This window comes from Candidatus Thiothrix putei (assembly GCA_029972225.1).
Classification (GTDB): domain Bacteria; phylum Pseudomonadota; class Gammaproteobacteria; order Thiotrichales; family Thiotrichaceae; genus Thiothrix; species Thiothrix putei.
In genome coordinates, this window is sequence record CP124756.1 from 3,635,721 (window position 1) to 3,652,024 (window position 16,304).

The 16,304-nt window shown below is 51.0% G+C and carries 17 protein-coding genes and 4 tRNA genes; 3 read left to right on the plus strand and 18 right to left on the minus strand.

What is annotated here, in order from left to right; all coding sequences use genetic code 11:
• Position 1 precedes the first annotated feature (1 nt).
• The 8 genes from rplK to QJT81_18725 all read right to left on the minus strand — a co-directional run bounded on the left by rplK (position 2) and on the right by QJT81_18725 (position 3,210).
• Positions 2–433 (minus strand): 50S ribosomal protein L11, encoded by a 432-nt coding sequence (gene rplK / locus QJT81_18690; protein ID WGZ93793.1) that lies wholly within the window; start codon positions 431–433, stop codon positions 2–4.
• A 54-nt stretch (positions 434–487) separates the two neighbouring features.
• Positions 488–1,021 (minus strand): transcription termination/antitermination protein NusG, encoded by a 534-nt coding sequence (gene nusG / locus QJT81_18695; GenBank protein ID WGZ93794.1) that lies wholly within the window; start codon positions 1,019–1,021, stop codon positions 488–490.
• Positions 1,021–1,416: a preprotein translocase subunit SecE gene (gene secE, locus QJT81_18700; GenBank protein ID WGZ93795.1), complete on the minus strand. Its 396-nt coding sequence runs from the start codon at positions 1,414–1,416 to the stop codon at positions 1,021–1,023. The genes nusG and secE overlap by 1 nt, the downstream gene beginning before the upstream one ends.
• A 101-nt stretch (positions 1,417–1,517) precedes the next feature.
• Positions 1,518–1,593 (minus strand) — tRNA-Trp (locus QJT81_18705).
• 59 nt (positions 1,594–1,652) lie between these two features.
• Positions 1,653–2,843, minus strand: coding sequence for an elongation factor Tu (gene tuf, locus QJT81_18710; GenBank protein WGZ93796.1), 1,191 nt, complete (start codon positions 2,841–2,843; stop codon positions 1,653–1,655).
• Positions 2,844–2,876: 33 nt separating this feature from the next.
• Positions 2,877–2,952: transfer RNA gene (locus QJT81_18715), tRNA-Thr, on the minus strand.
• Between the two features lie 29 nt (positions 2,953–2,981).
• Positions 2,982–3,055 (minus strand) — tRNA-Gly (locus QJT81_18720).
• A gap of 70 nt (positions 3,056–3,125) precedes the next feature.
• Positions 3,126–3,210, minus strand: a tRNA-Tyr gene (locus QJT81_18725).
• A 185-nt stretch (positions 3,211–3,395) separates the two neighbouring features.
• On the opposite strand from QJT81_18725, the gene QJT81_18730 reads away from it, so the two are divergent.
• Together QJT81_18730 and QJT81_18735 are read left to right on the plus strand one after the other, a co-directional pair.
• Positions 3,396–3,704 (plus strand): hypothetical protein, encoded by a 309-nt coding sequence (locus QJT81_18730; protein WGZ93797.1) that lies wholly within the window; start codon positions 3,396–3,398, stop codon positions 3,702–3,704.
• Complete coding sequence (locus tag QJT81_18735; GenBank protein WGZ93798.1) at positions 3,701–4,729, plus strand: UDP-glucose/GDP-mannose dehydrogenase family protein; 1,029 nt, start codon at positions 3,701–3,703, stop codon at positions 4,727–4,729. The genes QJT81_18730 and QJT81_18735 overlap by 4 nt, the downstream gene beginning before the upstream one ends.
• A gap of 9 nt (positions 4,730–4,738) precedes the next feature.
• On the opposite strand, the gene QJT81_18740 is transcribed toward QJT81_18735, so the two are convergent.
• Genes QJT81_18740 through QJT81_18765 form a run of 6 tightly spaced genes read right to left on the minus strand, consistent with a single transcriptional unit; the run spans position 4,739 to position 13,292 of the window.
• Positions 4,739–8,347, minus strand: a complete 3,609-nt coding sequence (locus QJT81_18740) for a translocation/assembly module TamB domain-containing protein (protein ID WGZ93799.1) — start codon at positions 8,345–8,347, stop codon at positions 4,739–4,741.
• Complete coding sequence (locus QJT81_18745) at positions 8,344–10,116, minus strand: autotransporter assembly complex family protein (GenBank protein WGZ93800.1); 1,773 nt, start codon at positions 10,114–10,116, stop codon at positions 8,344–8,346. The genes QJT81_18740 and QJT81_18745 overlap by 4 nt, the downstream gene beginning before the upstream one ends.
• Before the next feature lie 41 nt (positions 10,117–10,157).
• A complete protein-coding gene (gene dacB, locus QJT81_18750; GenBank protein WGZ93801.1) occupies positions 10,158–11,633 on the minus strand; it encodes a D-alanyl-D-alanine carboxypeptidase/D-alanyl-D-alanine-endopeptidase in 1,476 nt (491 codons plus the stop codon).
• Between the two features lie 18 nt (positions 11,634–11,651).
• Positions 11,652–12,440, minus strand: coding sequence for a tRNA (N6-threonylcarbamoyladenosine(37)-N6)-methyltransferase TrmO (gene tsaA / locus QJT81_18755; GenBank protein ID WGZ93802.1), 789 nt, complete (start codon positions 12,438–12,440; stop codon positions 11,652–11,654).
• Positions 12,427–13,032, minus strand: coding sequence for a hypothetical protein (locus QJT81_18760; protein ID WGZ93803.1), 606 nt, complete (start codon positions 13,030–13,032; stop codon positions 12,427–12,429). Before QJT81_18760 ends, tsaA begins: the two co-directional genes overlap by 14 nt.
• Complete coding sequence (locus QJT81_18765; protein WGZ93804.1) at positions 13,029–13,292, minus strand: hypothetical protein; 264 nt, start codon at positions 13,290–13,292, stop codon at positions 13,029–13,031. Before QJT81_18765 ends, QJT81_18760 begins: the two co-directional genes overlap by 4 nt.
• 139 nt (positions 13,293–13,431) lie before the next feature.
• Here QJT81_18765 and QJT81_18770 point away from each other — a divergent pair, with 139 nt between their 5' ends.
• On the plus strand, positions 13,432–13,959 hold the full coding sequence (locus QJT81_18770; GenBank protein WGZ93805.1) for a hypothetical protein: 528 nt from the start codon (positions 13,432–13,434) through the stop codon (positions 13,957–13,959).
• A gap of 36 nt (positions 13,960–13,995) precedes the next feature.
• On the opposite strand, the gene QJT81_18775 is transcribed toward QJT81_18770, so the two are convergent.
• The 4 genes from QJT81_18775 to QJT81_18790 all read right to left on the minus strand — a co-directional run bounded on the left by QJT81_18775 (position 13,996) and on the right by QJT81_18790 (position 16,212).
• Entirely contained in the window at positions 13,996–14,484 is a 489-nt protein-coding gene (locus QJT81_18775) for a GNAT family N-acetyltransferase (GenBank protein WGZ93806.1), read from the minus strand.
• 21 nt (positions 14,485–14,505) lie between these two features.
• Positions 14,506–14,796: a DUF1778 domain-containing protein gene (locus tag QJT81_18780; GenBank protein WGZ93807.1), complete on the minus strand. Its 291-nt coding sequence runs from the start codon at positions 14,794–14,796 to the stop codon at positions 14,506–14,508.
• Positions 14,797–14,868: 72 nt separating this feature from the next.
• Positions 14,869–15,624 carry an ElyC/SanA/YdcF family protein gene (locus QJT81_18785; protein WGZ93808.1) on the minus strand — a complete coding sequence of 252 codons (756 nt, stop codon included), beginning with the start codon at positions 15,622–15,624 and terminating at the stop codon, positions 14,869–14,871.
• 96 nt (positions 15,625–15,720) lie between these two features.
• Entirely contained in the window at positions 15,721–16,212 is a 492-nt protein-coding gene (locus QJT81_18790) for a pyridoxamine 5'-phosphate oxidase family protein (protein ID WGZ93809.1), read from the minus strand.
• Positions 16,213–16,304 lie beyond the last annotated feature (92 nt).

Genomic DNA, 16,304 nt, shown 5'->3' on the forward strand with positions numbered 1-16,304 from the left:
CTTACACACCCTCCACTTCAAGACCCATACTACGGGCTGTGCCTGCGATAGTACGTACCGCAGCATCTAAACTAGCCGCAGTCAAATCAGGGGTTTTAGCTTTAGCAATGTCTTCCAACTGCGCCAGCGTAACTTTGCCTACTTTATTGCTGTTAGGTTTGGCACTACCGGACTGGATGCCAGCGGCCTTTTTCAACAACACAGAAGCAGGTGTTGTTTTCATTACAAACGTAAAGCTCTTATCGCTGTACGCAGTAATAACGACCGGAGTAGGCAGGCCGACTTCAAGATTCTGTGTTGCAGCATTGAATGCTTTGCAGAACTCCATGATATTCAGACCACGTTGACCCAGTGCAGGACCGATAGGTGGACTTGGGTTTGCTTTACCAGCCGGAACTTGCAGCTTGATAAAAGCGATGACTTTCTTTGCCATGATACTTTCCTATAAATGGGTAGTAGCGCCTGACGGCTCCCCGTGATTATCTGATCAGGCTTTTTCGACCTGATAGAATTCCAGCTCAACGGGCGTTGAGCGACCAAAAATCTGCACTGCCACCAACAAGCGGCTTTTTTCGTAATTGACTTCTTCGACTACGCCGTTGAAATCTTTAAATGGCCCATCAGTCACACGCACGACCTCACCAGCCTCAAAGAGAACTTTAGGGCGTGGCTTTTCAGCCCCCTCCTCCACACGACGCATGATGTTATCGACCTCTTTTTGCGTAATAGGGGCTGGCCTATCTGCTTTACCGCCAATGAAACCGAGCACTTTAGGTGTTTCTTTCACCATATGCCATGTTTCATCATTCATTTCCATTTCAACCAAGACATAGCCAGGGAAAAATTTACGATCGCTTTTACGCTTCTGACCATCACGCATCTCTACGACTTCTTCCGTAGGAACCAGCACACGCCCAAAAGCATCTTGCAACCCAAAACGCACAAGGCGCTCTTCAAGCGAGCGCTTTACTTGATTTTCAAAACCAGAATAAGCTTGTACAACATACCAGCGCATTGCCATCAGACACCTCCTCCGCCAAGCAGACTTTTAACGCCCCAACCAAGCAGGGAATCAACACCCCAGAGGAAAATGGAAAGGATTATGACGATGACCATCACCATTAATGTGGTTTGAAGCGTCTCGGCACGGGTAGGCCATACCATTTTACGAACTTCGAGACGCGAATCCCTCATGAAGCTCAACAACCGCCTACCGGAAAGGCTCGACAGTGCAACAGCAACCCCCGCACCAACAATAACCAACAAACCCAACACACGGAACAGAACAGAAACAGGCTGACCCTGCCAATTCTCAAAGTAGTAGAAACCAACAATGCCCGCAAGCAACAATGCAACGGCAATAATAAGCTTTACTGTATCAAGCGACGAACCCTGTTCTTCGGTATGTACTGACATTTATTTTTACCAAACCTGATAGCCGAATGACTCTGGATAACACACTGCGAACAACCTAACAGCAACAACTACAATTTATTATCCAAAGCCATCTATAAAGATGGCAGGCCAAGAGGGAATCGAACCCCCAACCTGCGGTTTTGGAGACCGCCGCTCTGCCAATTGAGCTATTGGCCTGTAAAGGCAAGAAAGAGCAGAGAGGATACTCTCTACTCTTTCAAAACACAAGGTATTATTTACGCAATGATCTTAGCAACAACACCAGCACCAACGGTACGACCACCTTCACGGATAGCGAAACGCAGGCCTTCTTCCATCGCGATTGGGTTGATCAGGGTAACAACCAATTTAACGTTATCACCTGGCATAACCATTTCAACGCCTTCTGGTAGCTCGCAAGCACCTGTTACATCCGTAGTACGGAAGTAGAATTGCGGGCGGTAGCCTTTAAAGAATGGCGTATGGCGACCACCTTCATCTTTAGACAGAACATAAACTTCTGCTTCAAATGTAGTATGTGGCTTGATAGAACCCGGCTTACACAGAACTTGACCACGCTCAACTTCTTCACGTTTAGTACCACGCAGCAACAAACCAACGTTGTCACCCGCCATACCTTGATCCAGCAACTTACGGAACATTTCAACACCCGTAACAGTAGTGGACTTAGTATCACGAATACCAACGATTTCGATGGATTCGCCAACCTTGATCACACCACGCTCGATACGACCGGTTACTACCGTACCACGACCAGAGATGGAGAACACATCTTCCACAGGCATCAAGAACGTACCATCAATCGCACGCACAGGGTCTGGAATAAAGGTATCAATCGCCTCAATCAAACGACCAATAGAAGGAACACCGATATCAGACTCATCGCCCTCCAACGCCATACGCGCAGAACCTTTAACGATTGGCGTGTCATCACCCGGGAAGTCATAGCTAGACAGCAGCTCACGCAACTCCATTTCAACCAGATCCAACAACTCTTCGTCATCAACCAAGTCACATTTGTTCATGTAAACGACAACGTATGGAACACCAACCTGACGAGACAGCAGAATGTGCTCACGTGTTTGTGGCATTGGACCGTCAGCAGCAGAACAAACCAGAATTGCACCATCCATCTGCGCCGCACCTGTGATCATGTTTTTAACATAGTCAGCATGACCTGGGCAGTCAACGTGTGCGTAGTGACGTGTTTCAGACTCATACTCTACGTGTGCAGTAGAAATGGTAATACCACGTGCTTTTTCTTCAGGAGCCGCATCGATCTGGTCGTAAGCTTTTGACTCACCGCCATATTTCTTGGCTTGAACAACTGTCAACGCCGCTGTCAGCGTGGTTTTGCCGTGGTCAACGTGACCGATTGTACCGACGTTTACGTGCGTTTTATTACGCTCAAATTTACTTTTTGCCATGATCGATAACTTCCCGTTAAATTCCTGAATAATTGGTGCTCTCAGGCAGAGTCGAACTGCCGACCTCATCCTTACCAAGGATGCGCTCTACCACCTGAGCTATGAGAGCAAAACCATTTTAACGACTCAGCCAGAAATTGGAGCGGGTGATGGGAATCGAACCCACACAATCAGCTTGGAAGGCTGAAGTTCTACCATTGAACTACACCCGCCTGAAGTCGTGTGCCCGCACGGCATAGCATGACGCTATAAATCAAGCTGAACGTGCAAACCAAAATAATATGGTGGAGGGGGAAGGATTCGAACCTTCGAAGGCAGAGCCAACAGATTTACAGTCTGTCCCCTTTGACCGCTCGGGAACCCCTCCAACTGGAAAGGACGGCATTTTGAGTGAATCACTCGTCAATGTCAACCTTGAAAAAGCAGAATTTTGTTATTAATTTTCGACGGCTAAACTAGTAAGTTTGTCGGCTTAATTGTTACAAAAATTAGCGCGATCAATCATAATGCGTATCGCATACAAAAATCCATTTTTTATTTCAGGAACCATCAATGAAAGTTACAATTTACGGTTCAGGCTATGTTGGCCTAGTGACAGGGGCGTGCTTAGCACAAGTTGGCAATGACGTACTCTGCGTCGATGTTGATGAGCGTAAAATCACCATGTTATTGAATGGAGAAATCCCTATTCACGAGCCAGGTCTCGATAAAATGGTACAGGCGAACATCGCGGCTGGTCGCCTGAAATTCACCCTCTCAGCAGCCGAAGGCGTTGCACATGGTTTATTCCAATTTATTGCAGTTGGCACACCACCCGACGAAGATGGTTCAGCCGACTTGCCGACTTGCGCTATGTATTGACTGTTGCCCGCTCGATTGCACAGCACATGGATGGCTACCGTATCGTCGAGGATAAATCCACTGTACCCGTTGGAACGGCTGATAAGGTAAGAACTGCCATGCAGGAAGTTCTGGAACAGCGTGCTTTCAATACCGAATTTGACGTGGTATCCAACCCCGAATTTCTCAAGGAAGGGGCTGCGCTGGACGATTTCATGAAACCTGACCGCATTGTGATAGGCACAGATAACCCACGCACGACCGAACTGATGCGTGAATTATATGCCCCCTTCAACCGCAGCCACGACCGTCTGGTAGTCATGGACATCCGTTCAGCAGAACTCACCAAATACGCCGCAAACGCCATGCTTGCCACTAAAATCAGCTTTATGAATGAACTGGCAAACATGGCTGAATTATTAGGGGCTGACATCGAAAAAGTACGGATTGGAATCGGCTCAGATCCCCGCATTGGCTACCACTTCATCTATCCCGGCTGCGGGTATGGCGGCTCTTGCTTCCCTAAAGATGTACAAGCATTGGAACGTACTGCGCGTGAAATCGGCTACAACGCTGAATTATTGTCTGCGGTCGAAGCGGTTAACTACCGCCAGAAGGACAAACCTTTCGAGAAACTACAAAAGCATTACGGTGCGAACCTCGAAGGCAAAACCGTAGCACTCTGGGGTCTGGCCTTCAAACCCAACACCGATGATATGCGCGAAGCCTCTAGCCGCACACTCATGGAAACCTTATGGAAACAAGGTGTGAAGGTACAAGCGTTTGACCCAGTAGCGATGGAAGAATGCACCCGCCTCTACGGTCAACGGGACGACTTAACACTGTGTAAAACCGCTGATGACGCGCTGGATGGCGCAGATTGCCTAGTAATCGTCACTGAATGGCAACAATTCCGCAGCCCCAACTTTGATACGATCAAAACCAAACTGAAAGACCCAGTGATTGTGGATGGGCGCAACCTCTACTCACCCGAACAAATGATGAAAAAAGGCATCACCTACTACGCTATCGGACGTGGCTGCTAAGCTCAACCATCAGCGTTTTAATAATCCCTTATCGGTGTCGATCCTGTAAATCAAATCGACACCTTGCTGAAGACCTGCCTGCGCCTCAATCTGTAAATGCTTGTTAATTTGATAAGTAATGGCTACCCGTTGCAGCGAATCAAACAAACCAACAATATAACGCACATACAAACGTGCACCCAAACGCTTACCTAACGCCAATTCACTCTGGTCAAAATTACCATTTTTAGCTTTCAACCCAACCTCATCCAAACCGAGACTCCCGCCCAAGCGTTGTGCGAGGTTTTCCCCACCAGCAATCCCCAGACCAGTAATGGCCTCCATTAATAAAGAGGACTGTTCACCGCTAAGGCTAGACATGGCTCGCCCTGTTAACAAATAACTCAAGGTATCGCTTTGCGTTTGCTGCGGTGAGGAAAACAACGTCGACTCCGGCTGCTGCACCGTACCGGCTAGCGCAATACCCACTTTAATATCGCCCTCATCCACTTCACGCACTGCCCTCACATCCAACCCCGGATTATTGAGCGGGCCGTTGAAAATCAAACGCCCACGCTCAATCGCCAAACGTTGTTCATACGCGTTATAAACCCCGTCCACAACGCTTAAAACACCCTCAGCAATAATATCCTGGCGAGTACGCAGCACCCGTAGCTTACCGATTAAACGTGCATCCAAGCCAAATCCATTAAACTTCACTTTATCGCCCAGCTCAATCACCACATTTGGCTTGATATTCAATGGCGCATCTTTCACCAAAACCTGGGGTTGCCCACTTCCTCCTGTTTCGGCAGCAGAACGCCCCACGATGACCACATCATCCGAACGGGCGCTGGCCGTCTGCGGAATTTCCCGCAAACTAACCGTCGCCTCAGGAATCAATACCGAACCACTGATCGACACATCCGCAGGACTAGCTTGAATGCTCAAATCCGGGGAAACCAATGCCTGTATTTCATGCGTATCCATCAAGGTCAGGTTATTACCCTGCAACGCTACATCAGCCTGCCAATGCGGTAAATTTGCCAATGACAACACCCCATTAGCCGTCATCATCCCCGCTCCTGCCCGCAACGAACCCTTAATGGTCGCACGCTCTGTACCACGGGCTTGCATATCAAGGATAATTGCCTCCAGCGTCACGCCCGCTTCAGGTAAATGTACCTGCCCCCCCGTCAGCTTTACACCCCCATTCACAACCGGCTTTTTAAGCAACCCTGTTAGCGTCACATCCCCTGTCACACTGCCCCGTAAGCGCTCAATCTGTGGGGAAAAACGTTCCAACCAAGCAATATCCGGCAGCGCCGCATTCAGCCGCGCATTGATACGATGATTACCATCCAACGGCGACAAATCAATCCGCCCATCAGCCCGTAACTGCCCATAGCGCACCAAATCCACTTGCGCTTGCACATCCATTTGACGGTCATTGAGACTCAAATCGGCACGGGTACTGGTGTACTGTAAGGTTTCCACCTTCCCCTTGTTACCCCGCAACTTTACCGAACTGTCAGGCAAACGCACTGCCACGCTCGCCTGTGGCTTCCCACCGCGCTGCTCAAAACGGTAATCAGCGTCGGCGACACCCTCTACACTTAAGGTTTCCGGCAACCACGAGCGCAACATCACCAGAGGAATCTGCCGCAAATTACCAGCGATGCTAAAACCTGTCGCGGGCATCCAAGCCGGTTTACCACAAGCACGCGCCCCCCGATTATTTAAACAAATCATAGAGCTGCTCAACGCTTTATCAGAAACTTGTAGATTAATCGGATCTGCCATATCCCAGTTGCCTGCTGGCGTATCCCGCAGCGCAAGCTTAGGAAGCGTTCCCTGCCACTGCCCATTTTGCCAACCACCACTTGCCGCAATCTCCAGTTTACCCGCCTCATGCATCACCTGAGCCGTCACCTGATGACGCTCTATCGTCCCCTGTCCATCAATCCTGGCAGACTTAATGAGCGTTTCACCGGCTTGAAAATCCTTAAGCGTACCTTGCAACTCATAACGTTCAGCAACTTGCCTTGCTTGCAAATCTACTGCGCCCAAACGGTAATCCTGATAGCGAAGTTTGCTCCCCTGCAAATCCGCCTGAATTTCTGGCTTTTCCAACTTTCCTTTGAAAACACCCTCACCCTGTAAACTGCCTTCTAGACCCTTCCACGCCTTAGCAAGATTCTTAGCATCCACTTTCCAACGCAAATCGAATGGTTCTGTTGCCTGCCCAGACACCTCCACTCGGTTAGCACCTGACTGAAGCACCACGTTCTGTGCAGCCAACTTTGCATCACCCCAATCAAGCTTACCCTTAGCCTGCAAGTCGTAACCTTCGACATTACCCGCAAGTTCCACCACCTCTAATTGCAATTGCGAGCCATCCAATAAACCACGTAACGTACCATTGCCCTTGGCTGTCCCACGAATCCGGGGATCAAGCTGTGCCAATTTGGGCGCATTTACCTGCCAGTTGATATCGAGTCGATCACTGGCATTGCCGTTTGCCTGTAAACGGTTATCGCCGATCTTGGCGTCCAAAGCACGCAGATCAACCACCTTGCCATTCCAGTCGCCCTGCCCTTGAATATCGACGGGGTATTCCCGCAATTTCCCCTGTAAGCGCGTCACGTCCAAGGTAGCCGCTTGCAGCTTACCCTGATGCAACGAACCACTGGAACGTAGCGCCACACCCAGATTAGCAGGCCATTCCTTGAGAAAATGAGCGGGGTTTAACTGATGTCCCTCCACATCGGCTTCCCATACCAAGGCATCTTGCCAGCCTAACTGCCCAGCAGCACTTAACTCGCCTGCTTCGCCATTGAGCCGCAATTTGTCAATCACCAGCTCAGCAAACGAGCCTTTGCCTTGTAACTGTGCTTGATAACGCGGGTAGTCAGCGTAAGCCCAATCAGCCTCCAGACCGAGCGTGTATTGCAATAACTCCCCACCCACTTTGGCCTTAGCCGTACCGCTTCCCCACGTATCACTAGCGGCATCCACCGCCACATTCAAAGCCAAAGCATGAGGCTGAGCCAACGCCATACTCCCATCCAGTACCACATCGACCTTACCTTGCGCATCGTAAAGTTGCGCTTGCAACTTCTCGACGTGCAACTGCCCCTCGCGTGCACGCGCTTCCATTTGCACGTCACGTAAGCGCAGCGGGTGTTCACCCTGCCAAACCTCCAGTTCGTCAATGCTAATTTGCCGCGCATCAACAGTTAGCGGCAAGCGAATCGACATTAACTCAAAGGGTTGCGATGCTTCAGCTTCCTCCTGACTAGCTGGCAAACGGATTACCAACTTATCCACATGCAAACGCCTCACCCACAATGCCGGTGGTGAAGCAACCTCGACCTGACTATCCACCGCCACACTACTGGCTTCCAAGGTGGCACTCTCACTCTCCCAACGGATGCGACCCGCGTTCAGCCCCGCTGCTAACGTGCCTTCCACCCCCTCCATCTCCAACCCTGAAACCAAATAATGCGCATTATTCACCAGAAAACGTGTACCCGTTTGGGAAAGCGCCAGAAACGCAACACTCCCCCCTACCAGCAAAAGCAGCAGGAAAATCACCAGCAACGGGTTAACCAATAAATGTTTCAGCCATTGATTCACAAGTCAGGCCCCAGACTGAAATAGAAATGCACATCCCCAAGATCGTCCTTAGGCGCTGCAATATCCGCACGTATCGGCCCCAACGGCGATTTGTAACGTACCCCGAAGCCAGCGCCAACGTTCATGGACATATTAGCAGCATCATTGAAAGCATCGCCTGCATCTACAAAAGCAGCCGCACTCCAGTTATCTACCACTGGGCGATCATACTCAACACTGGTCGTTAACAAGTGCTTCCCCCCTACGACATCGCCCGCCGCATTCGTTCCCCCCAAAGACTCAAAATCATAACCCCGCACTGAACTTTGCCCACCAGCAAAAAAACGTAGGGATTTGGGCATTTCATCCAACTCATTGGTCAGCGTCGAGCCAGCAGCACCTTGCAAAATCAGCTTGCCACCTGTTTCGAGGGTATGCAGGTATTTACCGTTGAGCTTACCTTGCAGAACACTTTGGTCACTTAAGACTCCTTCGGCGGCACCTTGTATCTCTGCCGCTACTTGCCAACCTTGTGTCGGAAACAGTAAATCGTTGGTTTTGGTCTTTTTAACCCGAACACCCCCAAGCGTCAGTTGGGAGCGCGTTTCTTCCCCACTGTTGACACGTGTCGTTTCATCGAGGTAATTGACAAATACTGTTTGCTGCCAATCATGGTCATTGCGGCGGTTATAGTCCACACCCACTTTAAATGCTTCGCTCTCAATGCCGTTGTTATCGGTATAACGCACCCCGCCGGACAAGCTGGCGTATTCGTGTTCAGGCTCCCATAACGGCACTTTGTATGTGCCTTCAACGGACTGTTCATTTTGAGCCAGCGCACCTTTCGCATTGAATTTGTGGCCTTTATTGTTAACCCAATGGGCTTCCATATCCGTTTCGACTCGAAACCCCGTATCCGTGCCATACCCCACCCGCCCGCTGTAGGTGTAGCGTTTTCGGCGTTCAGCGGAAATGCCCACGGGTACACTGCCATTTTCTGCTTGTTGGTAAGCACCACTGACCTGCACTTCACTGTAATAGCCGCTGCCTTCCAAAATCCGCTGCTGTTTCAGCAAGTTTTCAGCGTTGTAGGTATCGCCCTCACGCACGCGCAAATAGCGGTTCAGGTATTTTTCTGCCAATACATCCTGTTCCACCCTGACCTTGCCTACTTGGTAACGTTTACCCGTTTCAAAATGCAAGCGTACTTGCGCTTGGCGAGTATCAGGGTCTACTTGAATTTCCCGCAGCAAATACTCCGCATCGAAAAACCCCAAGCGATTGGCGGTACTGCTGAGGCTGGATTTGAAATCTTCGTATCGTTGATGCACCAGCACATCACCTTGCTGATAAGGCAAAACGGCAGTTATCCTGCGGAATTCTGGCAAATCTTTACCCACCCCCGTCACCTGCACATCAATGCGAGTAACCCGCACTGGCTCGCCGGGTTGCACCGCCACATGCAAGGCTAAACACTGACCTTGTTGCACAGAGGTAACGTTGAAACGAGCGCTGTAATAGCCCATCGCCTCCGCGCCTTCATATAATTTTTCTTCGGCAGATTCGATAAAACGTTGCACCCTATCCCTAGGACTGTCGCATTTAAGGTTGCGCAAGGAAGGCATAAAAGCCCGTAAATTATCCGCCAGCGCCGTGTCTGCACCCTGCACCGTCACCTTAACGGGAGATTCCGCTTCAGCCGCCGCTTCCTCTTCCGTTTGTTGGAAAAAAGCGGCAGACCCCGGTGCACTTGCGCCTAACAAGCATAAGCCCCAAATGATTTTTTTCATGCTGCCGCTTCCTGATCCTTATGTTTTGCTTGCGATATTACTTATTGCTCGAATGCCCATTTCAATAAAGCATCCTGCAAACGCCGTCCGCTACCCTGTGCTTCCCGACCATTATGCAACAACACGATGACCAGACGCTTACCGCTGCGGGTCAACATATACCCCGCGATAGCCGTGGCATCCTTCAGCGTCCCCGTTTTCAGGTGGCTGCGCCCGCGTAAATCATCGTCTTTGAAACGGCTTGCCAGTGTGCCGTCTTCACCCAATAGCGGTAACGACGCCATGAATTCCGGCATATACGGGTCACGCCATGCCATCTCCAATAACGCGCCTAACTGCCTAGCACTGACACGTTCACTGCGCGATAAGCCGGAACCGTTTTCCACTACCATACCAGTGTAGTCGATACCGGCTTTTTTGAGCATCTCGGCAGTCACCATCCGGCTTTTATCCAGCGTCGCGGGCGCTCCCAGCACTTTCGCGCCGATGGTGAGGAACACATTGCGCGTCATCACATTATTGCTCCACTTATTAATGAAGCGGATTTGTTCCCCCAAAGTACGCGATTCATGCGTATGCAATAACACGTCGCCTTCCCGCACCTGCCCGCTTTGCAACGTGCCGCTGAACTTGCCGCCTTGCGACTGCCACACATCCCGAAACGCATTGAAGACATGCTCCTCAGGGGTGGACAACACCCGCAGCACAAAGTTTTTCCCGCAATCTGCCGAATACGCACCGGAAACCTTAAGCGCCGTGGCTGTTGGCGTAAAGTCCGGCTGGTAATGCCCCTTGCGGCAACCGCCTTTTGCCAACACCATGCTATTGTCCAATTGCAAACCGGGAATCAGCGGGAACGGCGTAATCCCCACTTTGCCCGTGGCTTGGTCGGCTTCCAATAGAAAACGGTTCGCCTGAAAGTTAAACATTAGCGCCGACGGCTGGGCGTTGTAGACACGGGTCGGTTCATTATCGAAAGCTGCCGGGTCGTAATCGGGAATGTTGAAATAGCTGTTATCCACCACCAACTGCCCACGAATTTCTTTCAAACCTTTCAGTTGCAAATCGTGCAGCAATTGCCAAAACGCTTCATCGGTCAGAAACGGGTCGCCATAACCTTTTAGAATCAAATCACCGTTAAGAATACCGTCTTTTAATTCGCCGCGCGTCCAAGCTTCGGTTTTCCAGGTATAGCTGGGGCTAAGTAACTTGAGTGCCGTCCAAGTCGTCAGCAATTTCATCACCGACGCGGGGTTACGCGGCACGTTATCGTTATGCACCACCATCGGTACGTTGGCGTTTAAATCGCGGATGTACACACTCAGGTTTTCAGAGGGAATCTTGGCTTGCTGCATGAAAACCTGAATATCAGCAGGCAAATCAGCGGTTTGTTGGTGGCGAATCAGGGTGAGTTCAGCCGGTTGCGGTGCTGGGCGAACAGGCAAAAGCGATTCTGCGGCACTAACGCCTCCCAGACTCACACACAGCCCGATGGTGATGAATAATTTTTTCAACATAATGCATTCGTTATGGTTTTAAGTGTCTGGTTTAAGGTCGGCTAATTCTAGCACCTCAATACCCGCAACGGTGTAATGCCAGCGCAAATCAAAATCGTAAAGGCGCATGGCGTATACCCTATCCACCACTTGCCCGTGCTGGTAGGAAGGGCGCGGGTCTTGACGCAGAATCTGCTCAATCAATACACGCACATCGGTATGCCATTGCGCTTGTTTTTGCGCACATTGCTGGCTGGCTTGGGCAGAAAACACCACTGACTGCGGCGCAAATGGCGCATCCGGTGCAAAGCCTGCCCGCGCTTGCGGCAAGGCATCCGCATACGGCAGGTACGGTTTAATATCCAGAATCGGCGTGCCATCCAGCAAATCTGCCCCAGCGAGTTCGAGGGTGATGTTACTCCCTGACACCTGAATCCCGCATAACTCAGCCACCGTCAGACCAATCGGGTTGGGGCGGAAGGTGGAACGGGTGGCGAATACACCCAGCCGTGCATTGCCGCCGAGACGCGGTGGGCGCACCGTGGGTTTCCAGCCTTGCGCTTGCGTCCCGTGGAAGACAAAGATTAACCAGACGTGGGAAAAACCTTCGAGTCCGCGCACCGTTTCGGGCAGATTGTACGGGGGCAAAAGCGTGAGAGTGGAACGAGCGGCTGTGACCAAACCGGGCTGGCGGGGGATGCCGAATTTTTCTTTGTAGGGGGAAGTGATGGTGCCGATGGGGTGAAGAGAAATCGCTCCATCAGAAGAAACCCCTCCCAGCCTCCCCTTATCAGGGGAGGAGGAAGAGCCAAAGTCATGGGAGGTCATAGAAATACCCCGTGAAGTGATACAGCCATTGTGCGATAGGCAAGTGGGTGAAGTGCTGGAACACCTGATACATTGCCCACAACGCGGCTCCGGCCAATACAACATAGCCAAACATCCAAAAGCTGGCGACAGCATCGCGCCAGTTTTTACGCGGCTGTTCCAGAAAATCAGCCAGTGCCGCACCTTTGAAACCGTGGATGAAAAATGCCATCAACCCCAGCAGAATATGCAGCAGCGTCGGAATCAGCGTCGTCACCAGCATCAGCGTGACCATGATGCCCTTGCCCCACGGGTCATCCCGCGCCCACACCGCGTATTCCTGCCAGCCCGTTTGTGCCGGAACTCCTGATTTCACATCCACCCAGCCCGCATACAAGCTATCCAGCACGATCGCACCCGCTGGCAGCAATAGGCACAATGCCAGCATAAATAACACCGCCACCCCGAAATCCAGCACCACATCCAGCACAATCACCCGCACCCGCGACTCTTGCGCTGTCCGCTCCAGAAAGAAACGACTCACCCACCAAGACAACCAATCCAACAATGCATTCACCAGCGGCAACGCCAGATAGAAAAACATCCACATCAACGACGTGTTATAATTCCCATTCCAACCTTGCAATACAGCGAAAGCGGCAGCGACAGCGGCAGCGCCAGCGCCAGCGCCAGCGCCAGCGCCAGCGGCAGCGACAGCGGCAGCGACAGCGAAAGCGAAAGCGAAAGCGACAGCGCCAGCGCCAGCGCCAGCGCCAGCGCCAGCGCCAGCGCCAGCGCCAGCGCCAGCGGCAGCGACAGCGGCAGCGACAGCGGCAGCGACAGCGACAGCGAAAGCGACAGCGACAGCGCCAACCCAATAACCCCAAATCAAACTAAGCACAGCAAAACCAATACTGCCGTTAGCCCAATACAAAATTACGCCACACCCTAAGCCCATCAACATTCGCCACACTTGGTCCGCTACATTTGATGGCAATCCCAGCCGTTGCAATTGCGCCTTACCCCACACATCGGCACGGTCGCTATTCCCTGCAAAAAACTTGATAGCGACAAACATCACAAGGGCGAACAACACCAATCCGGGAAAGAAATAAGGGCGATAGGGAGAATCAGCAGGCAACAGTTCCTTGCCCGAAAACAGGTTCGTACCATCAAAATAGCTGTAGGTCAGGATAAAAAACAGAAAGGGATAGAGATAGGACAACAGGAAAGAAACACTAAACGCCTGCAAAGAGTCTTTGTTGCCGTAGAGCTTTTGCAAGCCACGCAGCAACCAATTCACGCCGCCCTGATACAAACGGCGGACTTTTCCATCCCGCAAGGATGCAATCAAATCTACGCGGTCATCCGCATTTTGCAGGATTTGGAAGTAAATAAAACCCAAAACGATACCCGCAACGGTCAGGATGAGCGTGATCGTGTCAATCCACTCACTGTATTCAAGCGTTGGCATCCGGCATTCCCCATGTCGATAAGTTGGGTTGATTGTAGCGGAGAGCAGGATAAAAATCGCGCTTAGGCAGATGACAAAAAGTAAACCGGAAATACCGCCCAGCTACTCCACTAAATCTGCAACCGAATCCAACGGTAAAAACAGCTTTAACGGCTGACTCGGCAAAGGAATAAACCCTAAGCGCTGATAAAACTCCGCTACCCGTGGATTCAACGCATCCACAATCAACGCATACACCGCCAATACCTGACTGGCTCGCACCACCCGTTGCAAGGCATCTGCCACCAATATTTGCCCTAATCCCTGCCCCTGATACGGTGTTGCTATCGCCAAACGCCCCAATAGTGCCACGGGAACAGGATGTTGGGGCAATTTACGCTGACGCGCAGGAGGCAAGGCTTGCGCTGCCAAACTATCCGCACTCAGGGTGTAATAACCCGCGATACCAGCAGGTTCAGTAACGGGGCTGGCAACAAATACGCGACTAATTCGCTGCTTGATATTTTGCTTGGCAAAACGTTGGATGTAACGATCCAAAGACTCCTCGCCGCAAGTAAAGGCATCGCGCTGATGCTGCTTTGACAGCGGCATAATGGTTATATCCAACGCGCTTTACCTTTGCTTTACATGCTTTTGATGCAAAGCAAATGCCTTGCGCAAAGACGCATTAGGATGTGGCGGATTTTCCAAGGCATCCAAAAATACCTCCCAATCTTGTTCGGATAATTTGATAGCCTCATGTTCCTGAATAATCTTCTCGGCAGACACTAACGCCTGCGCTAAGACAAATTCAGACAAACTTTTATGGGTATAGAATGCCGCCCGTTCTAGCTTACGCTTTACCAAGCTATCAACGCGAATATGCATTCTTTCCTGTTTAATGGCTTCAACAGCAGCGATCATAAGTAATCCCCAAGATCATACAATACAGATAACTGTACGCCATTTGTACACATTACTCAAGTGATTACGAACTTAGATAATCCCCCGCAACTTCGCCCAAACAATCCCCAGGTACTCATACGCCACCCGTTGTGCCATCAGCACATTATCACTATCAGGGAATAGATCAGCCGGTTGCCACCCTGCATTCGTTTGCGCGAGATAATGCGTTGGCGCAGGCACGACATTCACCCCCGCCAACCTGAACAAGCCCACCGCACGCGGCATATGCGACGCTGATGTTACAAGCAGCACTTTGTCATCACCCACCATTTGCCGAATAATGAGCGCTTGGGTTTCGGTATCTGGCGACTCCTCATCCACCCGAATATCGGCGGGATTGACTCCCAGTGACACCGCCAGTTCACGCATGGATTCCGCATCCGAACCAGAGCCATACACCTGCCCGCCGGAAACTAATAATTTCGCCCCCGGCAATTGCCGATACAAACGAATCCCTTCCACCAAGCGCCCCAATGATGCCTCACTCAAACGCGCATGGAGCGGAATTCCCGCGTCAGAAAATGTACCACCGCCCAACACGGCGACCCATTTGGCATCCGCCGCTGCAATCACGGGTGGATATTCGCGCTCCAACGCTTTCAAAGCAGGCGCAAACCCCCAACCATAGCTCACTGCCAGCAACAATACCGAACCCACCGTGACCAAAACCTTGCCAGTTTTCTGCCGGTGCGTAAACCACAGCAGCACCAAGCCGATCAGTAGCAACAACACACATAACGACAGCGGCATAATGGCGTTAGACAACAGTTTTTTGAACAGGAACAAATCAATCCCCTTAACCCAAGTAAACGCTTGCAAATTCAAAGTGAGACTTTAGATTTTCTAAAGTACAACTTTACATTTGCAAAACCAGATCAATGTTCAGGCTTGCCCCGGCCCGATATGCTGCAACTCACGCAAGCCCTCCCCCGTCAGCACAAACGCCTGCCCAAACCCCATCACGAAGCGCCCGGATTGCGGAACCAGCCGAAACATCACGAAATCCCCCAAGCCGCGCAGCAAGCCCACCACATTGCCAAAGCGCACTTCCATCGCATCCAATAGCGATGCATATTCCGCCGCTTCCCGCGCCACGACCTCTGCCACACAGCGGTACGTCACACGAGTACGTGCAAAAATTTGCCGCGCCTCTTGCTCATCCTCAATCAGCAAAATCGACAATGGCGGATGTTGCAAGATTTCCTGCGTATGGCTGGATAACAAACTCACGAAAATATAAAAATGCCCCGCGTCATCCTGCACGAATGGCGCATAACTGATCGAAGGCTCACCCAGTGCATCCAAGGTTGCCAGTTGCAGGGTTTTTGCACGCTTTAGTAGTTGCCCCAGTGTTTCCTCAGGGTTCTTGCTCATGACTTTTCTCCGCAAATAAGCTCATCATACAACTCATCGGTTCATTTTGCGTGATGAGTGCTTGCGGGAGCATTATTTGTTGCAACTTTTTT

Excerpts from the sequence above, each read along its gene's own strand:
- QJT81_18775 (WGZ93806.1), bottom strand. The coding sequence starts at position 14,484 with ATGCCGCTGTCAAAGCAGCATCAGCGCGATGCCTTTACTTGCGGCGAG.
- secE (WGZ93795.1), bottom strand. The coding sequence starts at position 1,416 with ATGTCAGTACATACCGAAGAACAGGGTTCGTCGCTTGATACAGTAAAG.
- tuf (WGZ93796.1), bottom strand. The coding sequence starts at position 2,843 with ATGGCAAAAAGTAAATTTGAGCGTAATAAAACGCACGTAAACGTCGGT.
- nusG (WGZ93794.1), bottom strand. The coding sequence starts at position 1,021 with ATGGCAATGCGCTGGTATGTTGTACAAGCTTATTCTGGTTTTGAAAAT.
- tsaA (WGZ93802.1), bottom strand. The coding sequence starts at position 12,440 with ATGACCTCCCATGACTTTGGCTCTTCCTCCTCCCCTGATAAGGGGAGG.
- dacB (WGZ93801.1), bottom strand. The coding sequence starts at position 11,633 with ATGTTGAAAAAATTATTCATCACCATCGGGCTGTGTGTGAGTCTGGGA.
- QJT81_18790 (WGZ93809.1), bottom strand. The coding sequence starts at position 16,212 with ATGAGCAAGAACCCTGAGGAAACACTGGGGCAACTACTAAAGCGTGCA.
- QJT81_18780 (WGZ93807.1), bottom strand. The coding sequence starts at position 14,796 with ATGATCGCTGCTGTTGAAGCCATTAAACAGGAAAGAATGCATATTCGC.
- QJT81_18730 (WGZ93797.1), top strand. The coding sequence starts at position 3,396 with ATGAAAGTTACAATTTACGGTTCAGGCTATGTTGGCCTAGTGACAGGG.
- QJT81_18745 (WGZ93800.1), bottom strand. The coding sequence starts at position 10,116 with ATGAAAAAAATCATTTGGGGCTTATGCTTGTTAGGCGCAAGTGCACCG.
- rplK (WGZ93793.1), bottom strand. The coding sequence starts at position 433 with ATGGCAAAGAAAGTCATCGCTTTTATCAAGCTGCAAGTTCCGGCTGGT.